The following is a 16788-nucleotide window of genomic DNA, read 5'->3' as shown; positions in this document are numbered from 1 at the left end:
CAAACTATAAAGCGAAAGTCAATTCTGTTTTTTACACCAAAACTTCTTTGAGCCTTAGATATATTTCTTCATAACGACTTTGGAGCTCGCTGATTATATCTTGAGGGATGGGTGGTGGAGGAGAATTTTTATCCCACGAAATTTTCTCTAAATAATCCCTTAGAATTTGTTTATCATAACTATCTTTTTTCTTCTCGTTGCCTTTTTTCCAAAACCGACTTGAGTCTGGTGTGAGAACTTCATCGATCAAATAGATTTCCCCATTTCGAATTCCAAATTCGAATTTTGTATCACACAAAATAAATCCAATGGAATCATAAATTTCTTTGGCTTCTTTGAACAGGCTAAGAGAAATTTCTTTCAATCTTTGAGCAAGGGTTGAGCCAATCTTTTCTTGCATGTATTCGAAATCCACATTGATATCGTGTTTGCCGAGTTCTTCTTTGGTTGTAGGAGTAAAGAGAAACTCTGGTAGAGCATCTCCAAACTTAAGTCCCGGTTTCAAAGCAATCCCACTTACTTTTTGAGTGGCCTGGTATTCTTTCCATGCAGATCCAAGAAGATAACCACGAACCACACACTCAAAATCAATCCTTTTGGTTTTGTAAACCAACATGGCGCGTTGATTCCACTCGTCAATATGGCAAAAAGGCTCAGGAAACTCCGAAAGGTCATTTGTAATAAAATGAGTTTTGAAATTCAATGCTGTTGTGAGAGTTTTTTGGGGAAACAACCTCGACGGTTTATTTTGAAGATACCAAAACCAAAGGGAAGAAATTTCATTCAAATAAATACCCTTCTTTGGAATAGCTTCAGAAAATACCACGTCAAAAGCAGAAATCCTATCAGTTGATACAATGATCATTCTTTCATCATCAACTTCATATAAATCTCGAACCTTACCTCGATAGAAAGGCGATTTTTTCATAAGGTTATGATGTCCTTTGAATCTTTCAATGTTTGTTGTCGATAAAACTTCTCTGAGGTCTGATTGCAACGAAAAACAATCTCAGGAATAGAAACAATCAAAGGAGATTTTTTGTTATTACAAACCTGAGCTCCAGGACAATGCTCAAGTAATTTTCGAAAGTTTTTTTCGGAACGAAAATAATAACTCCAATAAGGAAAGGTTCGACATTGCAAAGGTCTTACGGGGTAGATTTTACAAAGTTGATTTTCATCAAGGAAAATACAACGAGAATGAATTCGATAAACCCAAAGACCATTTTGTTCAAACAAATTTAATTTTTTTAATAATTGGCTATATTCTGAGTTTGATAATCGTAAATATTGTTTGATATGTAGTAAATCACTTTTAGTAAAGTATACTCTGCCTGAGCCTTCGCAGCACTTTCCACATTGAATACAAGTAAAACAAAAATGCTTTCTTGACTTAGTGGAATTTAAAAACTTTAAATTGCTATATTTGATACCTCCATGAGGGGTTTTTTTGATGATATTCAAAAAATAATACCACAAATCTTTGATAAACCTCATAACTTAAAAATATAAAAGCTCTACATAAAGAAATTGACATTTTAATTTTTTAATCCCCCATCATTTACTAAACAAAGTTTACGTTAAGAGTAATTTTCTCAGAAAAGAAAAAATGTTGTTTTTTTGTTTTTTGAATAGAGATTTGCCTTTATCGATAAAGTTTTTGCTTAGGAGTTTATATGTATTACTTAGAATTGGGTTTGTTTTCTTTGATAACAATGGGCTTTACTTTATTTTTAGTGAAAGCGTTTTTTCTTCGAGAAAAAAAGACACAAAACTATGAGGCTATATTCCTTGAGATTGAAAAAATCAAAGAGGAATTCAAAGAGTTCTTAGAAAGAGAAAAAACAGACATCAAGGATTTGATTATTGATTTTGATTTGAGGGTTCGGCAGGCGAAATCTACCTCTGAAAAACTCGAAGAAATGATTGAATACCACCAACAAAACATCAAAAAGATTGAACAGCAAAATGAATTCATCCAAAAACTATCCGAAAAAATCCACCACATTTCACAACAAGCAGAACTCCTCAATAAAGAAATCGTGGTTTTAGACAAAGGTTTCGAAAAAGTTGAGGCTATCCATAATCTTATAAAAAATCTAGAACTCAAAGTAAATCAAATCACAGAAGATTTAGAAATCAAAGAATTAGAAGCAAACCAAAAACTTCAGCAGATCATCGAAAAGATACTTCACGAATCCAAAAACAAAATCAAAGAATATATTGATAAATCCAACAATACTTTAAAAGAAATCCTTCAACAAAGCGAGGACTTAGACAAACGACTCGAAGAACAAAAATACCAATTGGATTTAACGAAAGAAAAAATCGATAGTCTCAATCAAAACTTAGATGAAAAGTTTTCTTTGGAACTCATAAAGATAGAAGAGAAGTTCAAAGATTTATTAAAGCTATATCAAGATCGATTTAAAAACATAGAAAGTGGTCTTCATCAAATCAAAGATACTGCCATTCAATCCCTAAAAGAAGAGATCACAAAAATCCGAAACGAAATCGAAAACTTTAATTTACAGACCATCAGTAAACGAGATGAAATCATCAACGAAACCCGTCGCATGGCAAATAACTTAGTGAATCAGATTGAAAGCTTCCAAGAAAAATATCTCAACGCAGAAAACAAACTCCATGAAATCACCTACAAAAGCAAACAAGAAATCCAAAGCAAATACGAAGAAATCCAAAAACAATGGGAATACAATGCAAAAGTGAGTTTAGAAGAATTAAAACTCAACTTGAATGCCATCAAAGAGGAAATGGAAATCCTTCGTAATCAAAAAATCCAAGATATCAACACCATCTTTGAAAACTACTACGAAAAATATGAAATCAAGTTTAGAAATGTTTCGTTAGAAGAAGAGCGAAGGCTCCAAAACATTAAAAAAGAATATGAAGTCATCATCGATAAATTCATTGAGTTAGGAGAACAACTAAAAAGAAATCTACTTTTTACGTTGGAAAACCTCAAATCAGAACTTATCGACTTGGCTTCGATGGAAAAACAAGAGCTCCTTCAAACTCGAGAGGGATTCATAAAACTACGAGAAGAAATTGAAAGTAAAATCGAAATGATTGAGGATCAATTACGAGAATCAACACGCATTAAACAAAGACTTGAAGAAGTCGCCGAAAAAGCCTATAAAGAAATCAAAAGTAAGGAAGATGAACTCATCCAAAGTCTTGAGAAACGTGCATCCAAGTTCATGGAAGAACAAGATGAAAAATTAGGAAAAATCAATCAAACTTTGGATGAAAAGATCTCAAGGCAACTCACAATCTTGATTGATAAAGGACAACTCCAAATCGAAGAACTAGAAAAAAGAACATCAGCAACGATTCGAAAATCGATGGAAAACATGCAAAGGGACTTAACCCAAATCCGAAACGAAATTGCCAACATCAGAGCTGAAATTCTTGGAGAAACGGAGAAAGTAAGACTCATCAAAGATGAGGTATTTCGAGAACTTCACGAAGACACCCAACGCTTACGAAAATTCGAAGAACGCTTATCTCTAATCGATAAAGCCGAAGAATTTATTTTGAAGTTTGATCAGGGTTTGGAAATTCTAACCAAAAAACTCGATGAAATCCAATACCAAAAACGAGAACTCGAAGAATTCATTTACAAATTAAGTCAGATTGAAACGATTAAGGCCAAAATCGAACAAGAATTAAAAACCTTGCATGAACGAAAAGCATTGTTGGATCATGTGGAAAATCGTTTCTTTTCTTTGTCTGAAAAAATCCAAGAAGTGGAAGTCAAACTCGTGAATTTAGAAAGTGCAGATAAAATCGCAGAAAAGATTGAACAAAGGCTTCTCAAATTTGAAGAATACCGAAAGGTGTTTGAAGATTTCTTTAAAGAGCTGATGGATAGAAAAAAATACATTGAAAACTCATTAAGAATTGTCGAAAAAGCCAAGAAAGAAGCCATCGATGCAGGAGAACAAGCCAAACAACTTCTCCAAAAGATTGATATTTTTGACATTCGTAAAGAAGCACTACAAAACGATATCGAAAACTTAGAAAAAAAAGTAGCTGTCCTAAAAGATTTGGACATAAAATTCAAGGAAATAGAAGCACGATTCGAACAAGTTGACGTGCTCATGAAGGATTTAGAACAAAAACAATCCCAGATTTCGATTATGCTCAAACGTTTGACGGAAATCAACGATCAAGGTGGATACATTAAAAACGAACTAGAATCTTTAGTTTCGGAAGCAACGGAAAAAATGGATAAGCTCAGTGCCTTTTATGAAACTGTAGAAAAGCTCTTAGCAGAAGCAGAGAAGTTCACTAAAGAAAAAGAACAAGAAAAACCCAAAAAACCCATCATCGATGAATGGAAAAAAGAAGGTATCTTAACTTTATACCTCAAACACAAATGGGAGCCAGAACTCATTGCGGAACGACTCAATTTGGATATTTCTTTGGTAAGAGCTGTGATAGCCACTGTGAATAAAGCTTAGGGGTTCGTATGAAAAAATTTCTTTTTTTGTTTTTTCTTTTTATGTTTTCTTTGACTTCTCAAGATGTCGGCACGGATAGAATTATTCAAAATTTTTTTTCTTTGTATGCGGAGAGGGGTTCAGAGACAGCTCTTGATTACCTATTTGCCAATAACCCCGTCCTTTACAACAAAGTTGAATCTATCAGTAGCTTAAAGAAAACTTTTTTGAACATAGAAAAAGTTATTGGTTCTTTTAAAAGTTATGAAATCATTTTCCACGATAACGTTCAAGACACTTTGCAAATCTATATTGTGATAGTGAAATACGAACGACAACCTCTACGGTATTTATTTGTGTTTTACAAACCCGAAAAAAAATGGATAACTTACCGATTCGAAATCGATACGAAATATCCTGATAACTACATCGAATACATTTTGAAGCAACAGCACTTCGAAAACTAAACAATTCGATCGTAGAGTTGCTCGCACGCTTCTTCGATTGTATATTGCTTTAAATCTTTAAGTAAGGATTCACGAAAACGTTTCCATGTATTGTGTAAAGGACATGGATTGACTTCATTGCATTCAGGCCATTCCATCAAACATTTTTCAATTTCGATATCATAGCCCGTATGTTTGATGACATCATGCAAGGTTAATTTAAGATTATCCGTGGGTAAATAAAATCCTCCCGTAGGACCTGTTGAAGATTCTAAGATTTTATTATGAACCAGACTTTGGATGATCCTTGCCATATAGCTTTTTGATACCCCTAAACTTTCAGAGATTTCCTTTACTTTGTAATACTTTTGATCATCCTTGTGTTTTGCTAAAAACAATACAGCTTTTAAAAGAAGGATGATGTATCGGTCAAAAAGTAATGTTTCCATACCCTTTTTTTAGATTCGTAAATCTTAATTTCTAATTTTAGTCAATATCTTTTTATTTATTTGTTTGAGTGATTTTGGTTCTGATTTCTTTTAGGATTCCTGGCTTTTTTTACTGAGTTGACTTAGCGATTTCTTTGAAAATTCTTTCACTCCATTGTATGCACGTGAAAAAATTGCGTTTAGTTGGTTTCAAGTCTTTTGCTGATGAAACCACTATTCTTTTAGACAAAGGGATCACTGCTATTGTTGGTCCGAATGGTTGTGGAAAATCCAATATTGTTGATGCAGTCCGATGGGCTTTGGGAGAAAAATCCAGTAGAGCTCTTCGTGGGAAAAACATGGAAGACGTGATTTTTTTAGGTTCAGAGAGAAGAAAACCTGCTGGCATGGCAGAAGTAGAAATTCACTTTGATAATACTGATAGAACTCTCCCGTTAGAAGTTGATGAAGTTATAATAGGAAGAAGGATTTATTTAAATACCAATAGTGAATATTACATCAACGGAAAGAAAGCAACAAGAAAAGAGATTGAAAACATCTTCTTAGATACGGGGATTGGGAAAACCGCCTACTCCATCATGGAACAAGGAAAGATGGATGAAATCTTAAAGGCCTCACCCGAAGAGCGAAGATTTTTATTTGATGAAGCAGCAGGGATTTCCCGCTTTAAATCCGAAAAACAAGAAACCCTCAAACGACTCGAAGATACCAAACAAAATTTATTGAGATTACAAGATATCCTCAAGGAAAAAGAAAAAGAGTTATCCCAATTAGAAAAACAAGCTCGAAAAACCAAACAATACCTAACCTTAAAAGAACGCTTAGATAAACATGATTTGAATTTAAGATATCTAAAATACGTTTCTTTGAAAGAAAAAGAACAAATCATTGGAGAAAAACTCAAACAGCTCTTAAGTGAAAAAAATCAAATCTTTCATCGTATCAATGCCATCGAAATGGAAATCGAAGAATTGGAAAAAAAGAATCAAGAAGAGTTAGAGCTACTTCAGAAGATGGAGATTGAATTTCATCAACAACAAAACCTGATCGAACAAAAAAAACAAGAAATTGAACGAATCACCAACGAAGAAAAGTTCATCAAACAAAAGATTGAGCAAATCGAAAATCGCATCAAAAACGAAATGAAATACCAAAAAAACATAGAAAGCAAATATCAAGAATCTTTACAAATTGAACTCGATTTAGGAAATGAAATTGAAAGCATCAAAAACCAAATCTCCCAAGCAGAAAATCAAATTAAAGAACTAAACCACAAATTAGAATCCATCACCCAAACAGAAGAATCCAACCAAAAAGAATTAGATGAGATAGAAGAAAAACTTGCAAATGAATTCGAAACCCTAAAAAAGCTAATTGAAGATTTTATTCAAGAACTCCAAAATCGCCAAGAGGAACTCAAAAAAGTCGAAAATCAGCAAAAAGAATGGGAAGCGCAAATCTATGCCTTTTTTGACGAGTTAGAAAAAGACCTAGCTGAAATCAAAGAACTGATACAAAAAAAAGAATTCACATCAACTCCGAAGATTTTAGATAAAATCTCAGTCTCGCTGGCAAAAAAACATTTTGAACAATATAAAAAGATCAACCAAGAATTTCGAAATTTCTTATTCGGAGAAAAGGGGATACTATCCCAAAAAGAAGAAATCGACATTAGAATGAGGCATCTAAACACAAGAAAAACACAACTTCAAAAAGAGAACAAAGAAAATCAAAAGATAAAACAACAAACTATCAGAGAACTTGAAAAAATCAAAAATCAAAAGCAAGAATGGGAACTTTCATTGAAAGATTTTGAAATTCGTAGATTTACCTCTGTCGAAACACGGGACAGCATTAAAACTCAACTACAAGAAATTAAAGAGCGATTAAATTTTCTTAATGACGAAAAAGCAAGTTATGAACACCAAATGGCGTTTTTCAAAGAACAAAGAGAGAAACACCATCATGAGATCTCGAAGCTAAAACATCAGATGGAAGAAATAAACACTAAAATCAAGCAACTAAAAAAGCAAACAAAAGAATGGAAAGAAAAGATCCATTTCTTAAAAAAAGAAACTCAAAAAGAAAGAGAAAAAATTGAAAAAATCCTTCCAGAAATTACTTCCTACGAAAGACAAGAAGAAAACCTAAGGGTAGCTCTGAATACCCTTGAAGAAGAATTATATCATGACTTTCAAATGAGTCCAACAGAGTTAATCCACAAATGCGAACATCAAAAATTGGATTACGAAAAAGAACATTCCGAATACCAACGTCTGAAGGCAGAAATCCAAGCGTTAGGGCAATTCAATGCCTTAGCCATCGAACAATACGAAGCGTCAAAAAAAGCCTATGAAGAACTCATGAAACAAAAAAATGACATTGAAAATTCCGAAAAAAACATTCGGGAAATCTTAGAAAGAATCGATCAAGAGTCAAAAAAGCTTTTTTTAGAAACTTTTGAGAAAATCCAAAAAAATTTCGAAGAAGTTTTTAAAACTCTATTTGGTGGTGGTTCAGCTCAAATCACGCTGAGTGATCCGAATAACCCTCTTGAGAGTGGGATACAGATTTTCGCACAACCTCCTGGGAAAAAAAATACTTATATTTCTTTACTTTCAGGAGGTGAACAAAGTCTTACTGCAATCGCCTTGATGTTTGCCATTTATTTGGTAAAACCTTCTCCTTTTTGTTTATTGGATGAAATTGATGCTCCATTAGATGATAACAACATTCGAAGATTTTTATCCATGCTCAAGCAGTTCACCAAGAGCTCGCAGTTTGTAGTAATTACTCATAATAAACTTACTATGGCAGAAGCAAACGTGATTTTTGGTGTAACACAAGAAGAACCTGGAGTCTCCAAAGTCATCTCTGTTAAATTAGACAATTTAAAGCATCAACATGTATAGAATATTTTTCTTTTTGCTTTTTTTGGCTTTTTCTTCGGTATCACCAGAAAACCAAATATGTAAAAAAATTTTCAAAATTCTTATACTTCCTGTTTTTTTTGATCTAAAGGCAGAAAAACATCAAGAACTTTTATATCTTCAAGAAGGGATATCAGAAATCTTATTTTCTTACTTACGAACCAACTATTGGATCAGAAAAAAAATTACTCCTGCATTGACTTTTAGATTTACAAAAGAACGTTTCTTCGAATGTGGGGATCAAATTTTAGAGTTTCAATTATTCAAAGAAATCAAAGAAATTTCACTCAAACCCAAAACTTCTAAAATGGATATTTTTTTTGACTTGGCTATTCAATACCAAGCCGATGGCATTGTCTCTGGTTTTATGGAAACTAAAAAAGAGTCTCTTGAGATCGAATGGATTTATATTGATGCTTGGGATAGAAAGAATTCATTTTCGAAACTGATCACTTTGGATATAAAAAATCCTTATAGTGAAGAAAATCAAAAAAAAATCTTTGATGTAGCTCAATATTTAACTAAGGAAGCATTAAAAGAAAATCGACTCAAGATAAACATTCAGTCGGACATCCAAGAATATTTTGTTTATGTGAATTCCCTTACTTACGGAAAAAACACAAAAGAAATTTTACTACCCCACGAAGATTTTGAAATTTCTATTTATAGTGAATTTTGCCATAAAACTTATTCTTTAAAGGACCAAAAGAAGAAAATGATTGAATATCATTGTGATGATGTGAAATACTCTGAAATTTTGATCAAAACTCATCAGCCCGATGTGGACGTTTTTTTTGATGAGCGTTATATGGGGAAAACTCCTTTGGTTGTGAAAATCCCAAAAAAAATCTATCGTTTACGATTATCAAAAGAAGGCTTCCTTGACACCAATGCCATATTAGATTTAAACCAAAGCAAAAACGAATATTTTTTTACTTTGAGAGAAGGAAATAACCAAGAATTCTATTATGCTCCAAGAACCGTCATAGGAGACTGGGATTATTATGATTTGTCACTTGGTTTCGCTTTACAAAGCCTGATTTTTGCCGGTGGATGGGTCTATTATAACATCCAAAAAGAAAAAGTATTGGATTCAATCCGAAGTCCCCAAATCCCCAATTATTATGAGTTTGAAAAATGGGGGCTATCTGAATTCTATAAAATTGAAACAGCAAGAAAAAAATCTTTCGAATATTTCCAAAGAGCTCAAACCTCAGCAACTTTGGGGATAGGTTCTTTGCTTTTTTCCTTCGGCTTTTTGTACTTAGGAATAAGAAACGATGAGGAGAGAAGTTATCTTCTGGGACAAAGTGGATTTGGCATCCAATGGAAATTTTAAACCACAATTTCGTCTTCGCCGCCCCTTGCTACGACAATCTCTCCTTGCTCTTCTAACTTTCGAATGATATTTACGATCTTCTGCTGTGCTTCCTCAACATCCTTTAAACGAATGGGTCCCATGTATTCCATATCTTCTTTCAAAAGGGAAGCAGCTCGCTTGGACATGTTTTTAAAGATTTTCTCTTGAACATCCGGATCTACTTGTTTTAGAGCTCTTGCTAAGTCTTGAGCATCTACTTCTCGCAACACCCTTTGGATATGACGATCCTCGAGAAGGACAATGTCTTCGAATACAAACATTCTCTTTTTGATTTCTTCTGCTAATTCGGGGTCATCATCTTCCAAAGCTTCGATAATGGTCTTTTCTGTTGCCCTATCCACATTGTTCAAAATTTCAACAATGGCATCAATACCACCTGCGGAAGTATAATCTTCAGAAGACAAAGCTGATAGCTTTCTTTCTAAAACCCTTTCTACTTCCCTCAAAATATCAGGAGAAACCCTCTCCATTAGAGCTACGCGCTTTGCTACATCTGCTTGTATATTATGAGGCAAATTCGATAGAATTTGTGATGCTTTATTGGGATCCATATAACATAAAATCAAGGCTATGGTTTGAGGATGCTCATTTTGAATGAAGTTCAAAAGGTGCTGAGGGTCTTGCCGACGAATGAAATCAAAAGGACGCGTTTGTAAACTGGAGGTCAATCGGTTGATAATATCAATCGCTTTTTGGGTTCCCAGTGCTTTCTCAAGAACTTCCCTTGCATAATCAATTCCTCCTGTTGTGATGAATTCTTGTGCCATCATCATTTCGTTGAATTCTAATAACACAGCTTCCTTATCTTCGGGAGTGATTTTATCTAATTTTGCCATTTCAAAAGTGAGGGTTTCTATTTCATCTTCTCTTAAATGTTTAAAGATTTCTGCTGCAACTTCTGGACCTAATGTGATTAAAAATATGGCGGCTTTTTGCTTTCCCGTGTATTGCTGTTTTTTGGAATGAACAGCCATGATAAAAAATTAAATTTGTTAATTATTTTTGTAAATTAATTTTTTCGTTATTTCCTTGATAAAAATTCATAAATAAATGAAATTCACCTCATTAAAAAATTACACTCCAAAGTAATTCTTAATTTATCGGATTTTATCAGAATATTTTTCATTGACATTAATAAAGATGATCGTAAAGTTAAGCTATGAATCAAGAAAAAGAAAACTTATCCTTCTTCAAATCAAAACGTTCAGGGTTAATTAAACAAATCTACTTATTGGAAATATTTAGTCATGTTTTTTTCGTTCCTCTATATATAATCTCTGCATACTTTATTTTAGATATTGAAACTGAATTCTTGTATGTTTTCATCATTACTACATTCACAATTGCCACTTTGATTGTGCTATATTCAATGTTTAATGCTTATTCATTTCACAAGAAGTATTTTTGGATCATTATCGAAGCATTAGAAAACCCAAATAAATGTTCCCAAGAAGAAGTTGAAATATGTTTAAAAAAACTTTTCCAATTACCAATCTATTCCACGCTAAATCTCATTGTGAGAGTTACAATTGGCATAATCGTTTTTTTCGTTGTTTTTTTGTTTCTGGATTACGACTTATATAAACTTATATCTACAACCACTTTGTTTTTCTTTTACATGACTCTTTGGGCTATTAGTTATTATACTATTATCGAAAGAAACGTTTTGAAATTTACTAATGATCCCTTCTTCATAAACAATCTATTAGTAAATATTCAAACTAATGTATTAAGTAAATTCAAGAACATTCTTTTTTTCATAATTCTAATCTCGTTTTTTCTAGCACTTTCGATTTCTTCTTTTGCAGGTTTACAATTAGGAGAAAATAACATTAAAAGGACATTTAGAGAGGACTTTTTAATCAAAAACCATGAAATGAATTATCATATTCAAAATTACATGGATCGCTTGGAAAAAGTAATTATGTTAATCGAAGAATCGAAAGGTTTCAAAAATTTTTTAGTTTCTTCGAAAGAGAAAGCTTTACAAGAAGAATTGAATCAAATTTTTACATCCACTTTCTTTTCAATCGAAAATTATTACATTCTAAACTGGGATTTTAGTAGTATCTTATTTTCTTATAAACCAGAAACAAACCTTGACTTTGCTCTTTTAGAAAAATTAAAACAGCCAACAAATAAGCTAGAATATTTTCACTTAAATAATAAAGATGACTTGTTTTTCTTTTTTAGAACTTTTGATGATCACTATCATGTATTTCAAATAAAACTAAGCTTTCTTAATCAAAAGCACTTTTCCCAAAATGAAAATATAATAATAGTCATGCTGGATAAAGAATTCAACATTCTTGATAGCACAGAAGAAAGCTTAAAAAACAAAAATTTAAAGAACTTAATTAACTTTAATAAAGCCGTTTCTTACCTTACAGAAATAACTATTGATTACTTTTACTTCAAAGAAAAAATCTACGAATTTACTATGCTAAAATCAAATGATGTAATCTTTTATGGTATTTTATTCGATAAGGATAATACATATAAAAAATTGTATTTGTTCATCATACTTATTGGAAGTATTCTTTTTTTAGTTGGAATAATAATTTCATTATATTTATATAATATAATCAAATATAAAACAAAACGTGTACAGAACATCTACATAGCATTAGATGAAATTGCAAATGGTCAATTGCAAGAAAAACAACTTCAAATTACAAACGATGAATTTGGATTGATAAGCCTTAAGATCAAAAGACTCAGAAATAGTTTTCGTACTATTATTGAAAAAGTAAACACTCTTTTAGAAAATCTTTTTGAAGTTTCGAAGGAATTCCAAAAGCTTACAAAAGAACAACTCGAGAATACAGATTTAGAAAGTACCGCAATAGAAGAAATGTCAAGCACTACCATAGAAATTTCTACTTCAATGGACAATATAACCAATTTCACAATAGAACAAGATGCTCTAATTCAAAATCTTAAAAAAAATATTCATGCATTGAGTGATGTTATCAAAGAAACAAAACTAAGTTTCCTTGAAATCCAAGAAAAAATGAGAAAAACCAATGAAATCAAAGAAGAAAACGAAAAGGAAATACAGAAAATTCTATCATACATAAACCAAATTCAAGAAACATCAGGTAAAATTCATCAAGTAACTAATATCGTCAAAGACATAGCAGATCAAATAAGCTTGTTATCTTTAAATGCTTCAATAGAGGCTGCGAGAGCTGGAGAAGCAGGGAAAGGGTTTGCCGTCGTTGCCGATGAAATTTCAAAATTATCTGATAAAACAAGGCTCAGTATAAAGGATATTAGGGAATTCATAAACACAACTCAACAAAATATTATTAAAATTAATGAGTTCAGCAACTTCGTAAAAGATAGCTTTAATAAAGTTTTAGCCGAATTTGATTATATCTATCAATTATTTCAAAATACCCAACAAGTGATGAATAGACAGGAAATGGTGAATTTGGGGGTTTTAAATCAAATACAAGCAGTAGCAAAACGCTCACAGGAAATCAAAAACAATATCTATGAAAAGAAAATCGCCATTGATGAGATTACGAAAAATTTAGCTTCCATCATTAAAATCATAACACAAACGTCTGAACATTCAAAAACCATCCATGAAACCACAAAATTGGTTCATAAAGAATTCAATGAACTAAGTAATGCCATCAATTTCTTTAAACTATAGAATCAGCTTCAGTTAAAAATTGACTTTTTAGTCAAAATCGAAAGGTTGGTTTATCAGTGGAGGAAATCTATGATTGTAAGCAACTATTTTTCTGATAATGAAGATTTACAATTGAATTTTGAATATATCGTAGATTGGGAAATCCTAGTTCAAGAATACGAAAATCAATTTGAAGATGCTAAAAAATACAAAGAAACGAAAGATGAGCGATTTGCCACTGCCCCCGATAGTCTGGAGGCTGCGATTGATTATTACCGAACAGTATTAGATGCTTATGGTGAAATTTCAGGAAAAGAAGTAGCTCCCAGAGCAAAAGCGATTGATGAAAAAGGACTTATTTTTGACAAAGGAAAAGTAATCTTCCCTCAAGAAATGATCGAAGCATTGGAAATCATCAAAGAAGCAGGAATACTTCCCTACTCTACCCTGAGGGAAAATGGGGGTTTGGGGCTCCCTGCAAGTGTGCAAATGATGATTGCTGAAATTATATCTCGTGCTGACGCTTCCGTTGCTGTTTGTTTAGGCTGTGTGAATTTAGGAGAGACCATTGAGAGTTTTGGCTCAGAAGAACAAATCAAAAAATGGGTTCCATTAATGACGAAGGGGGAATACTGGGGAGCTATGGCACTTACAGAACCAAATCATGGCTCGGATCTACAACGCATACAAACCAAAGCCGTAAAAGGTGAAGACGGAAAATGGTATATAACAGGAACAAAACGTTTTATTACTCATGGTTGTGGTTTTGCCGACAAACCTGCTATAATACTTACTTTAGCAAGAACTGGCACACCTGAAAGTGGAGGAAAGGGTCTTTCTTTTTTTATCGTAGATGGAAGACACGTGGAGATTGCAAAGATAGAAAAAAAATTAGGTTTACATGGTTCTCCTACTTGTGAAGTGGTTTATGAGAATGTTCCTGCTGAACTCATAGGCGAAGAAGGAAAAGGGCTCATTAAATACGCTATCCAGATGATGAATGGTGCAAGATTGAGTGTAGCAGCACAGGCTTTAGGTATAGCTGAAGCTGCCTATCGAGAATCTAAAAAATACGCATCAGAACGCATCCAATTTGGAAAACCCATAGAACAAATCCCAGCCGTAAAACGAATGTTAGAAAACATGGAAATGGAAATTGTAGCGATGAGGTCCTTGCTGATGGAGGCAAGTAAGACAGTAGATATGTATCATTGGAGAAAAAATCGAATGCATCGTTCTAAAACCCCCGAAAGAGAAATCCGAAAGGACCCCCATATCTATAAATGGGAAAAATTAGCGGACTTGTTTACACCGCTTTCAAAGTTCTATAACTCAGAAATGGCAAACAAAATCGCTTACAATGCTATCCAAGTATTTGGAGGATCTGGATATATAGAAGAATATGATGTAGCCAGAATTTATCGAGATGCACGAATCACGAACATCTACGAAGGTACCACACAATTACAAGTTGTAGCTGCAATTGGAAATATCCTTTCTGGTATGCAAGAAAAAGGAATACTCAAAGAATATATTGATAGTGAATTACAAAATTTTCCTCCATCAGAAAAACTTATTCAATTATTAAGACTATTCGAAGATATTGTAGGACATTATCGTAATATCGAAGACAAAGAAATCAAAGATGGTTTTGCGATTGAGGTGGTTGAATCAGGAGCTCGATTTTTAGCTTCTTTGTTAATTGAAAGATCCATTGCCAGATTAAATGGAAAAGTAAGTTTAGACGTCATATTCAAAAGAAAAGAAATTTCTAACAAATACCTAAATGAAAGCATAGCCATCTTGAGTGGTAATTTGCAAAGAATTCTACTCTTAACAGAAACAGAAAGAAAAGAAGTTTTGACTCACTAAAGTGAAGATTGCCAACCTCAAAATTGGAAAACCCAAGATTGGCTTAGCTTTAGGCTCTGGCGCAGCAAGGGGTTGGGCTCACATTGGTGTGATCAAAGCCTTAGAAGAAAATCAAATTTTCCCTGATGTCATTGCTGGCACTTCTTCAGGTGGTGTTGTCGGAGCATTTTACGCTGCTGATGGTCTTTCTATTTTAGAAGATGCATTAAGAAATTTTAAAAGTTTGAAGGACACTTTGCTTTATTTGGATTTCGGTATAGGATCTGGAGGAATCGTAACAGGAAAAAGGTGGTGGAAAAAATTTTTAGAAACTTATCTGCCTGTGAGAACATTTTCTGAACTAAAAAAGTCCTTTGGGGTGGTAGCAGTGGATTTACTTACTATGCAAGAAGTTTATATCACTGAAGGAGAATTGATGCCTGCCATTCGTTCAACCATTGCTGTGCCTGGAATTGTTTCTCCTTTTGAATACAAACAATTTAAATTCGTTGATGGGGGGGTTTTGAATCCTGTTCCCGTGGATTTAGCAAGGAGATTGGGTGCAGATATAGTGATCGCAGTTGATTTGGATTTTCAACCAGAAGTTAAAAATCCTGAATCCGTTAGAGATATTCTTCTTCGAAGCATTGAAATCATGAAGCATCGAATCAGAATTGATAACATGATTTTCACGAAGCCAGATATAGTAATCAAACCCAATCTAAAAGATATTGCTTTTTTTGATTATCATAAACATAAAATCTCTATTTCAGAAGGATATCGAGCCACTATGGAACAAATAGAACTCATAAAAAAGATCATCAAACGAAAGATTACATTTCTGAAAAAAACTGAAGATTATCATCCAAAAACATTTTTAAAAATCGCTTCTTGAATTATGAACATCCAGATACCTTTGTAAATACTTTCCTAACATATCAAATTCCAAGTTGACCAAACTACCCTCTTTCCACTGTGATACATTTGTGATTCTATAGGTGTGAGGAATGATGTTTACAAACAAAGATAAGTAATCCTCGTAAAGAAAAATACTTTGATTCATAAAAAATCGTTCTAGAATTTGTTTTTGGGAAATCGTTTGATCAGCCAAGTTTGAAATCGTCAAACTAATTCCATCGATAGCAATACTACCACGAGGTATTACGAGATTTTTATATACATCAGGATAAAGTATTTGAAATTCCCAGCTCCCATCTCGAAAGGTTTTCTTCCAGACAATCCCCATACAATCTACATGACCCATAACGAAATGTCCTTCTAATCGATCTTGCAATCGTAAAGATCGCTCCAAATTGATTATACTATTTTCCTGAATGAACATAAAGTTTGTTTTCGATAAAGTCTCAATAACAGTAGTAACGCGATGTTCGGAGTTTTGAATTTCTTCAATTGTCAAACAAACACCGTTATGACTTACACTATCACCTATCCGAAACTCATGAGAGATCGGTGACTCAATGAAAAAGATTTTATTTGTTCCAGACAATTGAATTTTTTTGACCATCCCTGTTGTCTCTACGATTCCTGTAAACATGTTTAAAAAATTTTATCTTTCTTTACTTTATCTGGCAATAAAAAAAGCAGTTGAGTTATCCCAAAAG

General features: G+C 33.0%; 12 protein-coding genes. 7 read left to right on the top strand and 5 right to left on the bottom strand.

Annotation, left to right across the window (positions count from 1 at the left end; all coding sequences use genetic code 11):
* Nucleotides 1-31 precede the first annotated feature (31 nt).
* Nucleotides 32-928, bottom strand: coding sequence for a phosphoribosylaminoimidazolesuccinocarboxamide synthase (locus NZ853_09410; protein MCS7205904.1), 897 nt, complete (start codon nucleotides 926-928; stop codon nucleotides 32-34).
* Nucleotides 925-1497 (bottom strand): YkgJ family cysteine cluster protein, encoded by a 573-nt coding sequence (locus tag NZ853_09405; protein ID MCS7205903.1) that lies wholly within the window; start codon nucleotides 1495-1497, stop codon nucleotides 925-927. The genes NZ853_09410 and NZ853_09405 overlap by 4 nt, the downstream gene beginning before the upstream one ends.
* 179 nt (nucleotides 1498-1676) lie before the next feature.
* Between NZ853_09405 and NZ853_09400 the strand changes: the two genes are divergently transcribed.
* Both NZ853_09400 and NZ853_09395 read left to right on the top strand, forming a co-directional pair.
* Complete coding sequence (locus NZ853_09400; GenBank protein MCS7205902.1) at nucleotides 1677-4487, top strand: hypothetical protein; 2811 nt, start codon at nucleotides 1677-1679, stop codon at nucleotides 4485-4487.
* Between the two features lie 8 nt (nucleotides 4488-4495).
* Nucleotides 4496-4933: a DUF3887 domain-containing protein gene (locus tag NZ853_09395; protein MCS7205901.1), complete on the top strand. Its 438-nt coding sequence runs from the start codon at nucleotides 4496-4498 to the stop codon at nucleotides 4931-4933.
* On the opposite strand, the gene NZ853_09390 is transcribed toward NZ853_09395, so the two are convergent.
* A complete protein-coding gene (locus NZ853_09390) occupies nucleotides 4930-5361 on the bottom strand; it encodes an Rrf2 family transcriptional regulator (protein MCS7205900.1) in 432 nt (143 codons plus the stop codon). The genes NZ853_09395 and NZ853_09390 overlap by 4 nt on opposite strands.
* A gap of 158 nt (nucleotides 5362-5519) precedes the next feature.
* Here NZ853_09390 and NZ853_09385 point away from each other — a divergent pair, with 158 nt between their 5' ends.
* Both NZ853_09385 and NZ853_09380 read left to right on the top strand, forming a co-directional pair.
* A complete protein-coding gene (locus tag NZ853_09385) occupies nucleotides 5520-8273 on the top strand; it encodes an AAA family ATPase (protein MCS7205899.1) in 2754 nt (917 codons plus the stop codon).
* Nucleotides 8266-9630 carry a PEGA domain-containing protein gene (locus tag NZ853_09380; GenBank protein MCS7205898.1) on the top strand — a complete coding sequence of 455 codons (1365 nt, stop codon included), beginning with the start codon at nucleotides 8266-8268 and terminating at the stop codon, nucleotides 9628-9630. The genes NZ853_09385 and NZ853_09380 overlap by 8 nt, the downstream gene beginning before the upstream one ends.
* On the opposite strand, the gene fliG is transcribed toward NZ853_09380, so the two are convergent.
* Nucleotides 9627-10646: a flagellar motor switch protein FliG gene (gene fliG / locus NZ853_09375; GenBank protein MCS7205897.1), complete on the bottom strand. Its 1020-nt coding sequence runs from the start codon at nucleotides 10644-10646 to the stop codon at nucleotides 9627-9629. The genes NZ853_09380 and fliG overlap by 4 nt on opposite strands.
* Nucleotides 10647-10831: 185 nt before the next feature.
* On the opposite strand from fliG, the gene NZ853_09370 reads away from it, so the two are divergent.
* The 3 genes from NZ853_09370 to NZ853_09360 all read left to right on the top strand — a co-directional run bounded on the left by NZ853_09370 (nucleotide 10832) and on the right by NZ853_09360 (nucleotide 16061).
* Complete coding sequence (locus tag NZ853_09370) at nucleotides 10832-13336, top strand: methyl-accepting chemotaxis protein (protein ID MCS7205896.1); 2505 nt, start codon at nucleotides 10832-10834, stop codon at nucleotides 13334-13336.
* A gap of 69 nt (nucleotides 13337-13405) precedes the next feature.
* A complete protein-coding gene (locus NZ853_09365) occupies nucleotides 13406-15187 on the top strand; it encodes an acyl-CoA dehydrogenase family protein (GenBank protein MCS7205895.1) in 1782 nt (593 codons plus the stop codon).
* A gap of 1 nt (nucleotide 15188) precedes the next feature.
* The gene (locus NZ853_09360; GenBank protein MCS7205894.1) at nucleotides 15189-16061 is read left to right on the top strand and encodes a patatin-like phospholipase family protein; all 873 of its coding nucleotides are present in this window, start codon (nucleotides 15189-15191) and stop codon (nucleotides 16059-16061) included.
* Here NZ853_09360 and NZ853_09355 read toward each other — a convergent pair.
* Nucleotides 16044-16721, bottom strand: a complete 678-nt coding sequence (locus NZ853_09355) for a riboflavin synthase (protein ID MCS7205893.1) — start codon at nucleotides 16719-16721, stop codon at nucleotides 16044-16046. The two genes, NZ853_09360 and NZ853_09355, sit on opposite strands and share 18 nt — an antisense overlap.
* Between the last annotated feature and the right edge of the window lie 67 nt (nucleotides 16722-16788).

Source organism: Leptospiraceae bacterium (genome assembly GCA_025059995.1).
GTDB lineage: Bacteria > Spirochaetota > Leptospiria > Leptospirales > Leptonemataceae > SKYB61.
This window is presented reverse-complemented; position numbering and strand designations above follow the sequence as displayed.